Source organism: Hippea alviniae EP5-r (genome assembly GCF_000420385.1).
GTDB lineage: Bacteria > Campylobacterota_A > Desulfurellia > Desulfurellales > Hippeaceae > Hippea > Hippea alviniae.
The window spans coordinates 1,005,066-1,021,309 of record NZ_ATUV01000001.1 but is presented as its reverse complement, the minus strand read 5'-3'; the positions used below and the strand labels follow the sequence as shown (position 1 = coordinate 1,021,309).

Genomic DNA, 16,244 nt, shown 5'->3' with positions numbered 1-16,244 from the left:
AGAATTAACAAAAAGTCAACAAAAAATGAAAATTATTATTTGTTGCCATTGAGAAAATCCCTGATTTTGTATATAGTTTATGGGTAAAATGCAAGGCAGGGGAGTTGGTTATGTATGAGAAGATAAAAGCTGCGGCTGATGTTTTGAAAGAGAAGTTTAAAAAGGTTGATGTTGTCATAGTTGGCGGGACGGGAATTGATATAAAGCTCGAAGCTGAAAGGATTGAAGAGTTGCCATACTCGAATGTTCCTTATATGCCTGTGCCTTCGACTAAGTCGCACAAGGGATATTTTGAACTTTTTAAAAGGAACGATTTAAGCATAGTTGTTGCTCACGGCAGGTTTCACTATTATGAGAGATACACGATGCAGGAAGTTGTATTCATGGTAAGAGCTTTGGGTGTTGCAGGTGCAAAAATCGTTATACTGACGAATGCCGCAGGCGGGCTTAATCCAAATTTCAAAAAAGGCGATTTGATGATCGTTAAAGACCACATAAATATGATGGGAGCCAATCCTTTAAAAGGTGATAACATTGATGAGTTGGGCGAGAAGTTTCCAGATATGAGCAAGCCTTACACCATCAAACATATAGAAAAATTTAAGGAAATTGCTCTAAAAAAAGGAATAGATTTAAAAGAAGGTGTCTATGTAGGCGTTGCTGGGCCTTCAATGGAGACGCCAGCAGAAACCCGTTTCTTTAGAATGATAGGCGGTGATGCGATAGGTATGTCAACGGTGCCTGAGATTATAGCTTTAGCTCACATGAACATTGATAGGGTTGCAATATCTGTTATAACGAATGTAAACAAGCCAGACTGTATGGAAAAAGCAGAGATTGATGATGTGATAAAAGCCGCAAGCAGTGCAAGTGAAAAGCTGAGCACGCTTATAAACGGATTTTTGGAGGAGTTATGCTTTTAATCAAAAACGGCTATTGCATAAATTCAGAAAAGGAAGGGTATTTTGATATACTTGTTGATGGCAATAGAATAGTCAAGATTGATAAGGATATAGAAGGCGGTTTTGATGAGATCATAGATGCCAAAGATTGTGTTGTTATGCCGACATTTTGCAATGCCCATACGCATCTTGCAATGAGTCTATTTAGGGGGCTTGCGGACGATTTAGAGCTTATGGACTGGTTAAACAATCATATCTTCCCTGCTGAAGCTAAGTATGTGAATAAGGATATGGTTTATATCTGCTCGAAACTCTCCATGCTTGAAGGTATAAGGTCAGCAACGGGTTGCTTTGGTGATATGTATTTTTTTGAAGAAGAAGTGGCAAGAGCTGCAATTGAGATAGGTGTTAGAGCGATAATCGGTGAAGGTATTATTGACTTTCCAACGCCGGATTGCAAAAACCCAAAGGAAGCAGTAGAAAAGACAAAATCTTTGAAAGAAGAGTTTAAAAATAGCGAGCTTGTAAAGGTTAGCTATGCGCCACATTCGACATATACGCTCTCTGAAGACACGCTTAAAATGGTAGCAAATTCCTTAGATGAAAATGATATTGTCCAGATTCACATAAACGAGAGCGAAAGAGAAGTTGAACTTGTGAAATCCCAGAAGGGCAAAAGACCGTTGGAAGTGTTAAATGATGCAGGACTTCTAACGGATAGGACATTTATGGCTCACTGTGTTGCAACAGACGATGAAGAGATAGAGCTTATAAAAAATAAAAATGCGAAGGTAATCAATGTGCCGCAGAGCAATTTTAAGCTTGCAAGCGGTATTGCTCCAATCTGCAAGATGGTAAAGATAGGCATTGATGTTTATATAGGAACAGATGGGCCTGCAAGCAACAACAATCTTGATATGATTGAAGAGATTAGAACATCGTCGCTTGTCCAAAAAATTAAGTTTGGCGAGAAGGCGATGGATTCAAAAACTATACTGAAACTTGCATCAAACTTTAACGGTTTGTTCGACGGTATTGGCTATCTAAAAGAAGGCAATTTGGCTGATATAGCCGTTGTCAGCCTTGAAGGGATAGAGTCTGTTCCGATTTACAATCCGTACTCGTTTATTGTTTATGCTTTGAATTCTCGGGATGTTAGAGATGTGATTGTAAACGGCAGAGTTATACTTAAAAACAGAGAGTTTGTTGATATAGATGAAGAAGAAGTCAAGTTTAGGGTAAAAGAGCTTTCTAAATCGCTTGGTGGATTATGATTGTAAAATCGTTTGCAAAGATAAACTCTATTCTTGGGATTCTAAGGAAAAGAGATGACGGATATCACGATATATTTAGTATAATGCATAAGATAAACCTTTATGATGAGATTGAGATTGAAAAGAACAGTGGCGGGCTTTATGTTGAGACAGATATTGAAGAGCTTAACAATAAAGGCAATTTATCCTATAAGGCTGCAGAGCTGTTTTTTAAAAAGGCATCAATAGAGCCGCAGGTTTCCATCTATATAAAAAAGCATATTCCTATAGGTGGCGGATTGGGTGGTGGCAGTTCGAATGCTGCCTATACGCTTAGGGCTTTGAATGAGATGTTTGATTATCCGTTGAGTATTGATGAGCTTTTTGAACTTGCTTCTAAAATTGGCAGTGATGTTGCGTTTTTTATCGTTGACGGCTCGGCTATTGCAGAAGGTAAGGGTGAAAGGATAGAAAAAATAGACTGCGACTATGAAAATCATAAGGTTCTTCTTGTTGTGCCTGATTTATCGATATCCACAGCCTATGTTTATTCAAAATTCAAGTTGACAAACCCAAAAGGCATAAATAAAATGGCAATTACTGTTAAGGGTGGATGCAGGATGTCCACTCTAAAGCAACACCTTCACAACGACCTTGAGAGCGTTGTGCTGAAGGAGTTTGGTCTTTTAAAAGAGATAAAAGAAGAGATGATTAAGAGCGTCGGTAATGGGCTTGTTTCTGGAAGCGGCAGTAGTATATTTTCAATTATCGGTGCGGAGGTGTTGCGGAAGGGTAGGGAGTTGAAAGAGTTTTTCAAGGAGAAGGGTTTTTTCTGTGAAATTTTTGATTTTGCTTAAGAAATCTTGAGGTAAGGAAGGTAGCATTTATGGAGATCACAGAAGTAAGGGTAAGCCCAATCGAGGGTGATGAGAAGTTGAAGGGTTTTGCAACGGTAATCTTTGACAATGAGTTCGTTGTAAGGGATTTAAAAATCATTAGCGGCCAGAAGGGTCTGTTTGTTGCCATGCCTTCAAGGAAGATGAAGGATGGCAGCTTTAAGGATGTTGCTCATCCATTGAACAATGACATGAGACAGAGACTTGAGAAGGCCGTTTTGGAAGAGTACGAAAAGGCCAAAGAAGCAAAGCAACAGGAAGAGCAGCAGTAATTTAAATAACAATCAATTAGCCGCAGGCTAAGGCTTGCGGCGTTTTTTGATTACTGGGGCGTAGCCAAGCGGTAAGGCAGAGGACTTTGGATCCTCGATCGCTGGTTCGAATCCAGCCGCCCCAGCCATTTTTATTTATGAGGGGTAAAAAGGGTATGTCTCAGCTTAAATTGATAAGTGGAACAGCTAATAAACTGCTTGCCGAAGAGATTTCCAATTACTTGGGCATTCCATTGGCAAAGGCTCAAATCTCCCGTTTTAGCGATGGCGAGATATATGTTCAGATAGATGAAAGCGTAAGAGGGGCTGATGTATTTTTGATTCAATCGCTCTCTTCACCTGTGAACGACAATATTATGGAACTTCTGGTGACGCTCGACGCTTTAAAAAGGTCGTCTGCAAGTTCCATAACCGTTGTTGTTCCATATTATGCCTATGCAAGGCAGGATAGAAAGGTTTTACCGCGGGTGCCTATATCGGCAAAGCTTTTGGCTGATCTTATTACAACGGCAGGTGCAGACCGTATAATGTCTATGGATTTACATGCAGGCCAAATTCAAGGGTTTTTTGACATACCTGTTGACCATCTCTATGCTGCACCAATAATGCTTAAATATATCAGAGAAAACATAGGAACAGAGAATATAGTGATTGTATCGCCTGATGCTGGTGGTGTTGAAAGAGCAAGGTATTACGCCAAAAAGTTGGGTTGTTCTATAGCTATAATAGATAAAAGAAGGCCAAAGCCCAATGTTAGTGAGATAATGCACATCATAGGTGATGTAAAGGGTAAAAAGGCAATTATTGTTGATGATATAGTTGATACTGCAGGCACACTGACAAACGCTGCAAAAGCTATAAGCGAAGAGGGAGCAGAAGAAGTCTATGCCTGCATAACACATCCTGTTTTGAGTGGAAATGCTATTGAAAAGGTAAATAATTCACCGCTTAAAGAACTTGTTGTCACGAACACGATAACATTTAAGAAACCCGTTCCGACAGATAAGATAAAGGTTCTTTCTGTGGCTGAGATTATAGGTGAAGCCATAAGAAGGGTTTTCCATAAAGAGTCATTAAGCGTAATTTTTGAATAAAAGAGAAGAGGTGGTAGGCTAAAATGATTATCACGGCAGAGAAAAGGGAAGCAGGAACGCAGAAGGCTAAAAGATTAAGAAGAGAAGGTAAAATTCCAGCTATTATTTATGGAGCTGATATTGAAAATCAGCCTATAGCTGTTGACAGGTCTCAATTTATGGCTGCCATAAGAAGGAGTCGCAGAAACGATAAATTCGAACTGCAGGTTGAAGGCGGCGAGAAATACGAAGTAATAGTAAAGGAAGTTCAGTGGCATCCGGTTAAAGATGAAGTTGAGCATGTTGACTTTTACAAATTAACTGAAGGAAGGCCTGTTGTTGTTGATGTTCCTGTTAAGGTTGTTGGTGAGTCAAAAGGCGTCAAGATGGGTGGTGATTTGTATCAGCCACGAAAGAAGATTAAGGTTGAAGCACTGCCTGAAGCCATACCAAATGAGATAGTTGTTGATGTTACAGAGCTTCAGATAGGCGATGTCGTTCATGTTTTTGACCTTGATATGCCAGAAGGCGTGAAGGTTAAATCGTCTAAGAACTTCACGGTTGTTGCTATCTTAGGTAAAGCATTAGAAGAGACAACTGAAGAATCCGAAGAAGAGGAAGAAACCGAAGAATAGCCTTTAATGGATTGGCTTGTCGTTGGGCTTGGTAATCCAGGGAGGGAATACGAACTTACCCCACACAATGTTGGGTTTATGGTTTGTGATTCCCTCTCTTCTTTTTTTAAGTTTGATTTTTCCTTAGAAAAAAAGTTCAAAGGGCTCTTAGGGGAGTTTAGAATAAAAGATAACCATATAAGGGTTTTAAAACCATTGACTTATATGAATTTGAGTGGTGAGAGTGTATATCTTGCGCTTAATTTTTTTAAAATTTCCTTAGATAATCTTGTTGTTATCCATGATGATTTGGATTTGCCGCTGGGCAGGATAAGAATAAAAAAGAACTCATCAAGTGGTGGACATAAGGGCGTTCAATCTATCATTGATTTAGTTGGCAGTAAGGATTTTATTAGAGTAAGAATTGGTGTTGGAAGAGAAAAAGATGCTGCAAGGTATGTTCTTTCAAGGTTTTCTGAAGATAAGCTTGAAATGTTGGATAGAGTGATTTTAACATCGACAGATGCGGTAGTAGATGTTATAATTAAAGGATTAAATTACTCTATGAGCAAATATAATGGTTTGAGTATGGAGGTATAAAGTGAAAGAGTATAATGTTGCAGTTGTTGGAGCCACAGGTGCTGTAGGTGAAGAGATGATTTTGACTTTGGAGCAAAGGGATTTTCCTGTTAAAAGTTTAAAGCCATTGGCTTCTGATAGGTCGTTAGGAAAAACTGTAAAATTTAAAGGAGAAGAGATACCCGTTGAAGTGCTTGATAAGGACTCTTTTAAGGGAATAGATATAGCTCTGTTCTCTGCCGGTGGAAGTGTTAGTGGTAAGTTTGCTCCGATTGCAGCAGAGAGTGGCGCAATTGTTGTTGATAACACGAGCTATTTCAGAATGGAGAAGGATGTTCCTTTGGTTGTTCCAGAAGTTAACCCAGAAGATATAGCTCAATACAAAAACAGAGGAATTATAGCCAACCCGAACTGTTCAACAATTCAAATGGTTGTTGCGCTAAAACCAATTCTTGACAATTACGGCATTAAAAGAATTGTTGTTTCAACATATCAGGCGACATCTGGAGCAGGAAGAGCAGCGATGGAAGAGCTTGTTGAACAGACGCGCGCCTGGTTTGAGTTTAGATATGATGAGTGCAAACCAAATAAGATTCCAAAAAAGATAGCATTTAACTGCGTTCCGCACATAGATGTTTTCTTTGACAACGGATACACAAAAGAAGAGATGAAGATGATAAACGAAACAAGAAAGATATTCCATAAACCGGAATTGCCTGTTACGGCAACATGCGTAAGAGTTCCAGTATTTAGGGGACATTCTGAATCTGTAAATGTTGAGACAGAAAAGCCTTTTGATTTAGATGAAGTGAGAAAGTTGCTCGATAGTGCACCTGGTTGTAAAGTTGTGGACAATCCTAAGGAGTTGGAGTATCCTACACCTATAGACGCAGCAGGTAAAGACGAGACATTTATAGGTAGAATCAGAAGGGATGAATCTGTTGAGAACGGTTTGAATTTGTGGGTTGTATCTGATAATCTAAGAAAAGGTGCTGCTTTGAATGCTGTTCAGATTGCTGAGATTTTGATTAAAGAGTATTTATAAGGAGGCGTTATGAACGGTAGTGTTTCAATTAAGAAGATTCTCGCTCCGACGGATTTTTCGGAAGCTTCAGTATATGCTTTAACCTATGCAAAGGCTATAGCTGAGAAGTTTGATGCAAAGTTGTATCTGTATCACTGTATAACGGACATAAACAGCTATGTAGGTTATGTGCCATCTTTTCCTTCCGAAGAAGTGATAAAAGGTTTAAGAGAAGATGCTATAAGACAGATGGAGCATTTGAGAAACAGATATAACCTTAAAAATGTCGAAGATGTGATAGAAATAGGCGATGCTGCAAAAAGGATTGTTGAGTTTGCAAAGCATAACGAGATAGATTTAATCGTAATTGGAGCTCACGGTAAGAGTGGCATAGAGAGATTTATGTTTGGCTCTGTCACAGAGAAGGTGATGAGAACAAGCGATATTCCCGTTTTAGAAGTAAAAGCTCCACACTAATAAAATTAGGGGGGGCTTAAGCCCCCTTCTTTATTTTTTCTCTTCTTCTTTCTTTGACTCTTCAATAATTTTCTCTGCTATCTGTGGTGGCACTTCTTCATAGGTTGAGAACTGATACTTGAAGAAACCACGACCGCCAGTTAAAGACCTTAAAGATGGTGCATACTCTAAAATTTCTGCTTCTGGCACAAGAGCTCTTATGCGTTGATATCCCTTTTTCTCTTCATATGGTTCCATACCCAAAACTCTGCCGCGCCTTGAGTTTAAATCACCTATAACATCGCCCATCGTCTCGTCAGGCACATACACTTCCATCTCAACAATTGGTTCAAGCAAGACGGGTTTGCATTTTACTACACCTTCCTTGAATGCTATTGAACCTGCCATTTGGAATGCCAAATCGCTCGAGTCAACAGGGTGATATTTACCGTCTATTAGTCTGATTTTGATGTCTATCATCGGATAGCCAGCCAATATTCCCTGTTCCATTGCATTTTTGATGCCTTTTTCTACTGATGGTATAAACTGTTTTGGTATTGCACCACCAACGATTAAATCTTCAAACTCGAAACCTTTGCCTCTTGGGAGTGGTTCTATTTCGATTGTGCAGTCGCCAAACTGACCATGACCACCTGTCTGCTTTTTGTATCTTCCGTGAGATGTTGTTTTGCCTTTTATTGTCTCTTTGTATGCAACTTTTGGTTTCTTCAATTCAACTTCAACGCCGTATTTTTTCTTTAGCCTTGATACAACCGTCTCAAGGTGCAATTTACCCATTCCTGTTAGTATAAACTCACCCGTCTCGTTGTTTCTTGTAAATGATAATGTTGGGTCTGACTCTATAATCTTGCTTATTGCTGCACCAATTTTTTCTTCGTCTCCCTTGCTTGAGCCGTAAATTGCTGCAGATATGTATCTTAACGGCATCTCAACAAAGTCGCATTTTACTTTTGAACCCTTGTTTGCAAGTGTATCGCCTGTCTGGGTTATTTTTAGTTTTGCAACAGCGAATATGTCGCCTGTTGTTGCTTCTTCTATTTTGGAGAGAGTTTTACCCTGCATAAGGTTTATCGTGCCAAGTCTCTCTTCTTGGTCTTTTGTCGTGTTGTAATATGTTGTATCTGCCTTAAATGTGCCTGAGCAGACTTTAATCAGACTGATTTTGCCCATCTGTGGGTCGTTGTATGTTTTAAAGACCAAAGCTGCATCTTCATCGAATGCTTCTTCTGGTGCTGGCAAGAGTTCCACTATCTCATCAAGCAGCTGCATTGTTCCGTAACCTTTTAGAGCAGAACCGATAAGCATCGGATATAAAGAGCCTTCTTTTACAGCTTTTTTGAGTGTTTCGTTGATGGTTTTTTTGTCTAACTCTTCACCTTCTAAATACTTCTCCATCAACTCATCATCATAGGTTGAAATCTCTTCAACCAATTCCATATACTTCTCTTCAAGCTGGTCTTCTAAGTCTGACGGTATGTCAATCTCTTTGCCTTCGAAGTCAAATGCCTTCTTAGATAGAATATCGATATATCCTGTGATGCTGTTATCTTTAAAGATTGGCAGATGAAGAAGAAATGCTTTTTCTGAAAGGTTTTCTTTGATTGATTGAAGTGTTTTGTCAAGGTGTATGTCTTCTTTGTCTATGCCGTTTAAGAAGAATAGTGTTGGTTTTTTCTCTCTCTTTATTTCATCAAGCAGTCTTTCGTTCTGAGCATCAGGACCATCTTTTATGTCTATTAACATTACAGTGCTGTCTGCTGCCTTTATGCCGCACAGTGCATCCGCTATGAAATTATGATACCCTGGTGTGTCTATTAGATATATTCTGTGTTTTTTGTGGTCTGTATATCCGACTGCAAGCTGAAGTGAGATTTTTCTTTCGATCTCTTCTGAATCAAAATCCATTACTGTATTGCCTTTGTCTGTTGAGCCTTTTCTTGTTATCTTTTTCGTCTGAAATAGGATATCTTCGCATAGGGTTGTCTTGCCACAACCACCTGAGCCACATATTGCGACGGTTCTCTTTTTGGAGATATCAACAGCCATTTGAGTTTTACCTCCTTGTTTTTATAGACAATCCTTTATCTTATCTTTGTAATTTTCTTCTGTTTTTAATGCTCTGAGTTTTAGGCTTCTCTCTTTATACTCTTCAAGTTTGTTCTCTTTTGATTTTATATGTTCAAGCCATGAGTTGACCCAATCTTTATATTCTGGGTGATTCTGGCTATTGCTTTTCATTATTGAGTCTTGCAGGTTGTATCCGACAATGATGTCAGTAATGTCAAGTGTATCATTGTAATCAACGAAGTATGCTTCTGTGCCTGTTATTGAATAGACACCGGGTGCTATCTCAACGCCCTGAGTGTTTTCGACCTTATAATAACCAACAACGATATGTTGAACATCTTTTTGATAGGGTTTATAAATTGCTCTAAAGAGAATGTATATCTGGTCGTAGAGCTGTTTCTCTAAGATTTTCTCAACTTCTTCGAAGTAAAATACATAGTCCAATTTTCCGTCGGCGTTGAATCCTTCAAGGTAAGGGCCGTTTTCGTATTCACCTTTTCTTAGTGGGTTTAATCCAAGAATGTCTCTCAAAATAAGATTTTGATTGCCAACAACTTCGTTGCACTCTTCCTTTAATCCCGGAAGAGCAAAAAATGGCACGCAGATAGTTAGTGTCTCCATTGGCATATACTCCTTTCTTTGTTTTGGTGGTTTGACATGATAACCTTAATAGATTTTTGAAAAACCATTTCACTTATAAATATAAATTAAATGTGATTTTATATCAAGAAGTTTTAACTCTCTTCAGGAATCCCTACTTCAACACCTTCTCTTCACTTTTATACCAGGGTGGAGAAACTATGCATAGAAATACAAAGTCTCTGTTGCTTTTATTCTCTGCCCATTGGATTACATTTGGTGCTATGTAGATTGCCATGTTTGGCTTTGCTTTAACTGTTTTGTTGCCAATATGCAATATGGCTTCGCCTTTTAGAATGTAATACACTTGAGCGCTTTTTGTGAGTTTATGCGGTTCTGTTTTTGAGTGTGGTTTTAAGGTTATGTAAGAGGTTGAAAAACCAGGGTTTACTCCATCGTTTTTTGGATGTATCACTTCTCTTACCAAGAATCCACCACCATAAACCTTCTGCGGGCATTTAAGGGCATTTTTTACGAGGAATTCAGGTTGTTTCGATTTTCCAAAAGCAGGGACGCTTAGAAATATTGCTGCAATTAAGACTAAAAATTTTTTCATTTTGCACCTCCTTCTTTTTCTTTTTTTGTTTTTAGGATAAAATATTTTTTAAGTCAAGCAGGTTGATAAATTAAAATTAGCCTTGAATTATTGGAAGTATAACAGTATAGTATAGGTATCTCCGAGCCTTTTAGCCTAAGGCAAGAAGCTATGGCTAAAGGCCGATAGGGTATAAGTGGAAACGCTTATGCCTCCCGATTTTTTGGAAAGGAGAGTGCCCTTGAATTTAGAAATCTTGTTAACTATAGAAGGGAGAATCAAAAAATGAGTATTTTGGAAGAAGCTCTTTTTAAATTTAAGGAAATTGTCGAGAATCATGGATTGTTGAATAAGAAAATACAGATTAAAATGAGACCTTTAAAGCCAGAAGAAGCCATAGGTAAACCAGAAAGGGACGATTTTCCTCTTCTTAAAGGTAAAGAAGTGCTTATAGAAGCTGATTTCTTATCTGCTAAAGGACAGGCATTTACCGACGAGCCGAGCGATTTTGAAGGTTATATTGAAGATGTATTAAAGCTTTCACTTTCAACGAACAGAAATAGAGCCGTTGTTGTTGCCACTATTAACGCTGTTTTAAGGCATTTGAATATGACATGGGGAACTATTCACTGCAAGGATGAAGAGCCGTCTCAATGTGCAGCTGAAATGGCAGAGAGATTTTACAGGAGATGGGGTAAAAATACAACTATAGGTATGGTTGGACTTCAGCCTGCCCTTGCGGCTTCCATGATAACTGTTTTCTCAGCTAATAATGTAAAAATAGCCGATTTAGACGAAGATAATATTGGAAAGGATTTTAATGGTGTGAAAATTTTAGACGGCAGGGAATTTTCAAAAAAGGTTGTTGCAGAGAGCTTCGTTGCTTTAATCACAGGCTCAAGTGTAGTAAACGGCACGATTGATGAGTTAATAGGAGTATCTAAAATGGACAACAAAAACAGAATCGTTATATTTTATGGAACGACAATAGCAGGCGTTGCAAGTTTGCTTAATTTAAACAGGCTCTGCTTTAAGTCTCATTAGTGAGTTTACTTTCGAATTTTTCCATATCTTCTTTTGTGCCAACGCAGATTAGGGTTGAGCCTTCTTCTATTACGCAATTTGCTTTCGGGTTAAAAATAGTCTCTTTGTTTTTTGTTATCATGGCAATTATTATGATATTGTAATTGCTTCTTATATCTGTATCTTTAATTTTTTTGCCTGCATAGGGCGAATTTTTGCCTATATAGAACTCACCCATCTCAATGGTTCTATCTGATTGCATTACTATAGAAACGAATTCGGCTGTTCTGGGTGAAATAAGCATTCGGGATATGTCGTATCCGCTTGATTGATATGGTGATATGGTTTTTGCGCCCAATTTTATGAATTTTTTAACTGAATCTTCTGAGTTTGCTCGTGCAACAGCTAAGATGTTTCTGTTCTCATCTTTTGCCGTGATTAGTGTATATAAGTTGTCTGCGTCTGAATCCATTACTAAAGCTATACCCTGAGCCTTGTCAACCCGTGCTTTTTTTAATATCTCTTCTTCTGTTGCGCTGCCTATTATTGTTAGATATCCTTCATTTATTGCTTCATGGGCTTTTTCTGAGTCTTCTTCTATTATTACAAAAGGTTTTTTAAATCTTTCCATTTCCTTTGCTACAACTTTGCCGACCCTTCCATATCCGCAGATTATGAAGTGATTTTCCAACTTTTTTATCTTTTTTTCCATGATTTCCTCCACATTGAGTTTCATGTTTATAATTTTATCCGTAAATGCGCTGGAGACAATACCTGTAAGTAAAGCTATGCCTGAGATACCCATAATCATTAAAAACGATGCAACTATTCTTCCTGTTGGAGTTGTTGGAACAATGTCTCCATATCCGACGGTTGTAAATGTAACTATGCTCCACCAAATTGCGTCGAATAGATTATGAATTTTCGGATTATGACCGCCTTCTGCGACAAATATGATAATTGACGATGCTATGATTAAAAATGTGAAGATTATAAAGACTGTTGATATTTCAAATGCCCTTTCGCTGATGCCTTCCATAACGCCCTGAAAACTTCGGCTAAAACGGGCGCCTTTTATAACCCTTGAGATTATTATGAGAATTCTGTAGGGGTAAGGCAGGCTGGTGTAAGGTATGAGAGCGATTATGTCTGCTATTGTTGATGGAAGAGTGAGATATTTTAGTATGCTTATTGCGTTTTTCTGCTTTCTCTCTTCAACAACCATCAATGTCCTTATGAATAAATCAAATGCAAATACCAAGATTGTGAATATCTCTATGTATCTGTAAAGGGTTGGAGAACCTAAGTATATGGGTATTGCCTTGTCATATCCAACGATAGCAATGAGTGATAAAGCAACAACAAACATCATAAAAAAGCGGTAAAATGACGATGATATGGTTTCAGCAAAAAATGTTTTTCTTATGCTTATTTTTACATCCAGCTTCATGGGAAAAACATTATACTAAATTTTGAAAAGTTTAGTCCAATTATTTGGTTTGATAGAATAGTAAACAAAAAAACGGATTATTTATTCCATCATAGCACCCAAATGAGCTTTTATTTTTGTTGCATTGGATAGGGCTCTTATCTATAATTTGTCAGTATGAAGGTTCATGCTGAGTGTTATCACTGCTTTATATCGCAGGCTACAAGAACGGCAAGATTGTTTTATGCAGATAGAGAGCATCTTCTAAAGCCTGCTATGGAAGTTGTTAAGGTTTTGCAGGATATAGATGTCAATCTGCCACCGCCTATTATTAGCGAAAAGGTTTATGGAACGATAAGAGAAACTTTGGGAATAGACGACCCTTATAAGGAGATAAAGAGAAAGTATAACGATATAGCCTTAAAATACGAGAATTTTGCAAAAAAGGAGATAGAAACTTCAGAAAACCCTTTGCTTTTTGCTATCAGACTTGCTTTAGCTGGCAATATCATAGATTTTGGGAGCGAAGTCGGAACGATTAACCTTGAGAAAACAATAGATGATGTTGTCCATAATCCGCTTGACCTTACGGATTTTTCGCTTTTTGAGAAGAACTTAAAAAATGCCAAAAATATTGTTCTGCTTGCCGATAATGCAGGCGAAATCGTATTTGATAGGATTCTGCTTGAAACGATAAATAAACTGTATCCGGATAAAAAGCTTTATGTGATAGTCAGGGGCGGCCCAATAATCAATGATGTTACGAAAGAAGATGCAATCTATGTTGGAATGGATAAGGTGGCTAAAGTTGTCGATTCGGGAGAGATTATACCCGGATTCTGGCCTGATATGGCAAAACCAGAGTGCAGAAAAGTTTATGATGAAGCCGATATAATCATCTCAAAAGGGCAGGGCAACTTTGAAACATTAAGCGAGTTTGAAGATAGCCGCGTATATTTTCTATTTCTTGTGAAGTGTGGTGTTGTGGCGAGTTATCTCGGATTGAAGAAGTTTTCTAAGATATTTATCAGAAACGACTCACGATGGGAAAAACTGCGGGTGTAGATGAAGCGGGAAGGGGTCCCTGGGCTGGGCCTGTCGTTGCTGCATGTGTTATTCTAAACAAGGATATCCCACAGCTTGACGAGATAAACGACTCCAAAAAACTCACGGAAGCAAAAAGAGAAGAGTTATACGAAATTATCAAGAAAAACTCCATATATGGCATAGGCGTTGCATCAAACAAAGAGATAGATAAATATGGCATAGTAAAGGCCGTTGAGCTTGCCATAAAAAGGGCGATAAATGTGATGAGCCAAAAGCCTTCTTTTCTGCTTATAGACGGAAGGGATAAGTTTGATTTGCCTATTCCTTATAAAAGCATAATTGACGGCGATGAGAAGGTTAAAATGATTGCTGCAGCATCAATTATTGCCAAGGTGTGGCGAGACAGATACATGAAACTTGTTGCCGACATCTATCCTGTTTACGGATTTGAAAAGCATAAAGGATACGGCACAAAGGCTCACATAGAAGCACTGAAGGAGTATGGGCCTTGCGAGATTCATAGATTCTCTTTTAAGCCGATTAAGAAGATTGTTGAAGAAAGAAACAAAAAACCAAAGCTGCTTCTTCATGCCTGCTGTGCTCCGTGTGCAACAAGCGTAATAGAAAGGTTAAAAGAGAATTACGAGCTTGAGATATTCTTTTATAATCCCAACATACACCCTAAAAGAGAGTATGAAATCAGACTAAATGAGATAAAAAGATTGTGTGATTATCATAAATTGAAGCTGCATATAGGCGAATATGAGCCAAAGAAGTGGGTTGATATGCTTAAGGTTTACAAAAATGAGCCAGAAGGCGGCAAAAGATGTGTGCTCTGCTATGCCGATAGAATGAAAAAGACGGTTAAGCTGGCAAAAGAGCTTGGATTTGACTATTTTACAACGACACTTTCTGTTAGCCCTTTAAAAAAATACGATGTAATAAAGAAAATAGGCGAGAGTTTGTCAAAAAAATACAATATAAAATTTGAAGATACGGATTTTAAAAAGAGAGATGGTTTTAAGCGCTCTTCTGAATTATCAAGACAGTTTGGTTTTTACAGGCAGGATTACTGCGGATGTGTCTATTCAAACCTTGAAGCGAGAAGGAAGAGAAAATCTAAAAAGGGCTGTACTTAAGTTTTATTTAACAGTTCTAAAGTAGAACTGTTGGAGTAAAAAATAGTTCTAATATAGAACTAAATTGTTGATTTTATTAAGAAAATGTTTTAAATTAGAACTATGATAAGTGAAATTATTGAGCGATTTGAACTCACATTAGAACGCTTAAAGACATATTTACCAGAAAGAAAAAGGCCTTATTTTGATACAATAAAGATAAACAATATAAGAGGTGCTCTCGTATATGGTTTGCGTGGCGTAGGTAAAACAACTTTTCTTATTAGTAAAATTGCGGATTCTGAGTTAAATTTTCTTTATATGAGCGCTGATAACCCTACTATATCGCATATTCCACTTTACGACCTTGTAAGTGCCATTTTTAAAAAGGGTTATGATGGAGTTGTGATAGATGAAATTCACTATGCAAATAGGTGGAGTGAGCATATAAAGGCTCTTTATGACGATTTTCCTGCGAATTTTATTTGGATAAGTGATAGTAGCAATTTGATTTTAAAAAGAGCAGTATCTGATTTGTCAAGAAGATTTGTTCAATTTCGTATACCTTTGCTGTCTTTTAGAGAGTATCTATTTCTTTTGACGGGAAAATTATTTGATAAGATTGACCCTTTTAACCTAAACAGAAGAATTTTTGTGGAGCTGAAAGGTTTAAATGTTCTGAAACTGTTTTCTGAGTATATAAGATTAGGTATAAGGCCCATATTTTTGGAAGGTGAATATTGCCTAAGATTAAAAGCTCTTCTTGAAAAATCTATATATCACGACATTCCATTTTATGTAAATACCATACAGGACAATCATCTAAGAGTTATGAACGCCATTGTTGGATATTTAGTTAGCTCTCCATCTCCTACTTTAAATATATCTTCCATGTGCAGTCAGTGGGGAATTGGTAAAGAGAAGCTTTATGATTTGCTATATGTTGCTGAGCATTCAGAATTGCTTAATATAGTTAAAAAAAAGAGTAAGACAACTTATACAAAAGGAGCAAAAATTTTTCTATCAGACCCTTCCGTGTATGCGTGTTTTAATGGAAATAAAGGTAGTATGAGAGAGGCTTTTGTTGTTATGAGTTTGAAAGAGCGATACTCTATTTTTGCGAGCAAGAATGAAAGGGAATGCGATTTTATTGTTGACGGCATTAAAATTGAAGTTGGTGGGAAAGGTAAAAAGCTTAAGGGTGCAGATTTTGTAATAAGTGACGAGATAGACCTACCGGTGAAGAACAAGATTCCGATGTGGGTTTTGGGTTTTGTTTATTAATGCGGGGAGGAG

The 16,244-nt window shown here is 37.8% G+C and carries 17 protein-coding genes, 1 tRNA gene and 1 riboswitch; of the genes, 14 read left to right on the top strand and 4 right to left on the bottom strand.

The features are described from left to right. The first annotated feature begins 110 nt into the window (after positions 1-110). The 10 genes from G415_RS0105300 (at position 111) to G415_RS0105255 (ending at position 7,090) form a co-directional block, all read left to right on the top strand. Positions 111-923 (top strand): purine-nucleoside phosphorylase, encoded by an 813-nt coding sequence (locus tag G415_RS0105300; protein ID WP_022670570.1) that lies wholly within the window; start codon positions 111-113, stop codon positions 921-923. Continuing rightward, complete coding sequence (locus G415_RS0105295) at positions 914-2,176, top strand: amidohydrolase (RefSeq protein ID WP_022670569.1); 1,263 nt, start codon at positions 914-916, stop codon at positions 2,174-2,176. The genes G415_RS0105300 and G415_RS0105295 overlap by 10 nt, the downstream gene beginning before the upstream one ends. Continuing rightward, complete coding sequence (gene ispE / locus G415_RS09955) at positions 2,173-3,012, top strand: 4-(cytidine 5'-diphospho)-2-C-methyl-D-erythritol kinase (RefSeq protein ID WP_022670568.1); 840 nt, start codon at positions 2,173-2,175, stop codon at positions 3,010-3,012. Before G415_RS0105295 ends, ispE begins: the two co-directional genes overlap by 4 nt. A 29-nt stretch (positions 3,013-3,041) precedes the next feature. Further along, complete coding sequence (spoVG, locus tag G415_RS0105285) at positions 3,042-3,323, top strand: septation regulator SpoVG (protein ID WP_022670567.1); 282 nt, start codon at positions 3,042-3,044, stop codon at positions 3,321-3,323. A gap of 54 nt (positions 3,324-3,377) precedes the next feature. Further along, a tRNA-Gln gene (locus G415_RS0105280) sits at positions 3,378-3,451 on the top strand. A gap of 27 nt (positions 3,452-3,478) precedes the next feature. Then, on the top strand, positions 3,479-4,417 hold the full coding sequence (locus G415_RS0105275; RefSeq protein ID WP_026939600.1) for a ribose-phosphate diphosphokinase: 939 nt from the start codon (positions 3,479-3,481) through the stop codon (positions 4,415-4,417). A 23-nt stretch (positions 4,418-4,440) separates the two neighbouring features. After that, the gene (locus tag G415_RS0105270; protein WP_022670566.1) at positions 4,441-5,031 is read left to right on the top strand and encodes a 50S ribosomal protein L25; all 591 of its coding nucleotides are present in this window, start codon (positions 4,441-4,443) and stop codon (positions 5,029-5,031) included. A 6-nt stretch (positions 5,032-5,037) separates the two neighbouring features. Then, entirely contained in the window at positions 5,038-5,610 is a 573-nt protein-coding gene (gene pth / locus G415_RS0105265; RefSeq protein ID WP_022670565.1) for an aminoacyl-tRNA hydrolase, read from the top strand. A 1-nt stretch (position 5,611) separates the two neighbouring features. After that, positions 5,612-6,634 (top strand): aspartate-semialdehyde dehydrogenase, encoded by a 1,023-nt coding sequence (locus G415_RS0105260; protein ID WP_022670564.1) that lies wholly within the window; start codon positions 5,612-5,614, stop codon positions 6,632-6,634. A 9-nt stretch (positions 6,635-6,643) separates the two neighbouring features. Continuing rightward, the gene (locus G415_RS0105255) at positions 6,644-7,090 is read left to right on the top strand and encodes a universal stress protein (protein WP_022670563.1); all 447 of its coding nucleotides are present in this window, start codon (positions 6,644-6,646) and stop codon (positions 7,088-7,090) included. Positions 7,091-7,120: 30 nt separating this feature from the next. Here the strand turns inward: G415_RS0105255 and fusA are convergent, their stop codons facing one another. The 3 genes from fusA to G415_RS09950 form a co-directional block, all read right to left on the bottom strand. After that, a complete protein-coding gene (gene fusA, locus G415_RS0105250; protein WP_022670562.1) occupies positions 7,121-9,136 on the bottom strand; it encodes an elongation factor G in 2,016 nt (671 codons plus the stop codon). A 21-nt stretch (positions 9,137-9,157) separates the two neighbouring features. Further along, complete coding sequence (locus G415_RS0105245) at positions 9,158-9,778, bottom strand: hypothetical protein (protein ID WP_022670561.1); 621 nt, start codon at positions 9,776-9,778, stop codon at positions 9,158-9,160. Positions 9,779-9,911: 133 nt separating this feature from the next. After that, a complete protein-coding gene (locus G415_RS09950) occupies positions 9,912-10,352 on the bottom strand; it encodes a cupin domain-containing protein (protein ID WP_022670560.1) in 441 nt (146 codons plus the stop codon). 107 nt (positions 10,353-10,459) lie between these two features. Then, a riboswitch (molybdenum cofactor riboswitch) is annotated at positions 10,460-10,581 on the top strand. A 35-nt stretch (positions 10,582-10,616) separates the two neighbouring features. Here G415_RS09950 and G415_RS0105235 point away from each other — a divergent pair. Beyond that, on the top strand, positions 10,617-11,375 hold the full coding sequence (locus G415_RS0105235) for a Rossmann-like domain-containing protein (protein WP_022670559.1): 759 nt from the start codon (positions 10,617-10,619) through the stop codon (positions 11,373-11,375). On the opposite strand, the gene G415_RS0105230 is transcribed toward G415_RS0105235, so the two are convergent. Next, a complete protein-coding gene (locus tag G415_RS0105230) occupies positions 11,362-12,804 on the bottom strand; it encodes a potassium channel protein (protein WP_022670558.1) in 1,443 nt (480 codons plus the stop codon). The genes G415_RS0105235 and G415_RS0105230 overlap by 14 nt on opposite strands. Before the next feature lie 156 nt (positions 12,805-12,960). Between G415_RS0105230 and G415_RS0105225 the strand changes: the two genes are divergently transcribed. From G415_RS0105225 to G415_RS0105215, 3 genes are all read left to right on the top strand, one after another. Next, positions 12,961-13,848, top strand: a complete 888-nt coding sequence (locus tag G415_RS0105225; RefSeq protein WP_022670557.1) for a damage-control phosphatase ARMT1 family protein — start codon at positions 12,961-12,963, stop codon at positions 13,846-13,848. Beyond that, a complete protein-coding gene (locus G415_RS10955) occupies positions 13,827-14,969 on the top strand; it encodes a ribonuclease HII (RefSeq protein ID WP_022670556.1) in 1,143 nt (380 codons plus the stop codon). The genes G415_RS0105225 and G415_RS10955 overlap by 22 nt, the downstream gene beginning before the upstream one ends. A 102-nt stretch (positions 14,970-15,071) precedes the next feature. Beyond that, complete coding sequence (locus tag G415_RS0105215; RefSeq protein ID WP_022670555.1) at positions 15,072-16,232, top strand: ATP-binding protein; 1,161 nt, start codon at positions 15,072-15,074, stop codon at positions 16,230-16,232. The last annotated feature ends 12 nt before the right edge of the window (positions 16,233-16,244 follow it).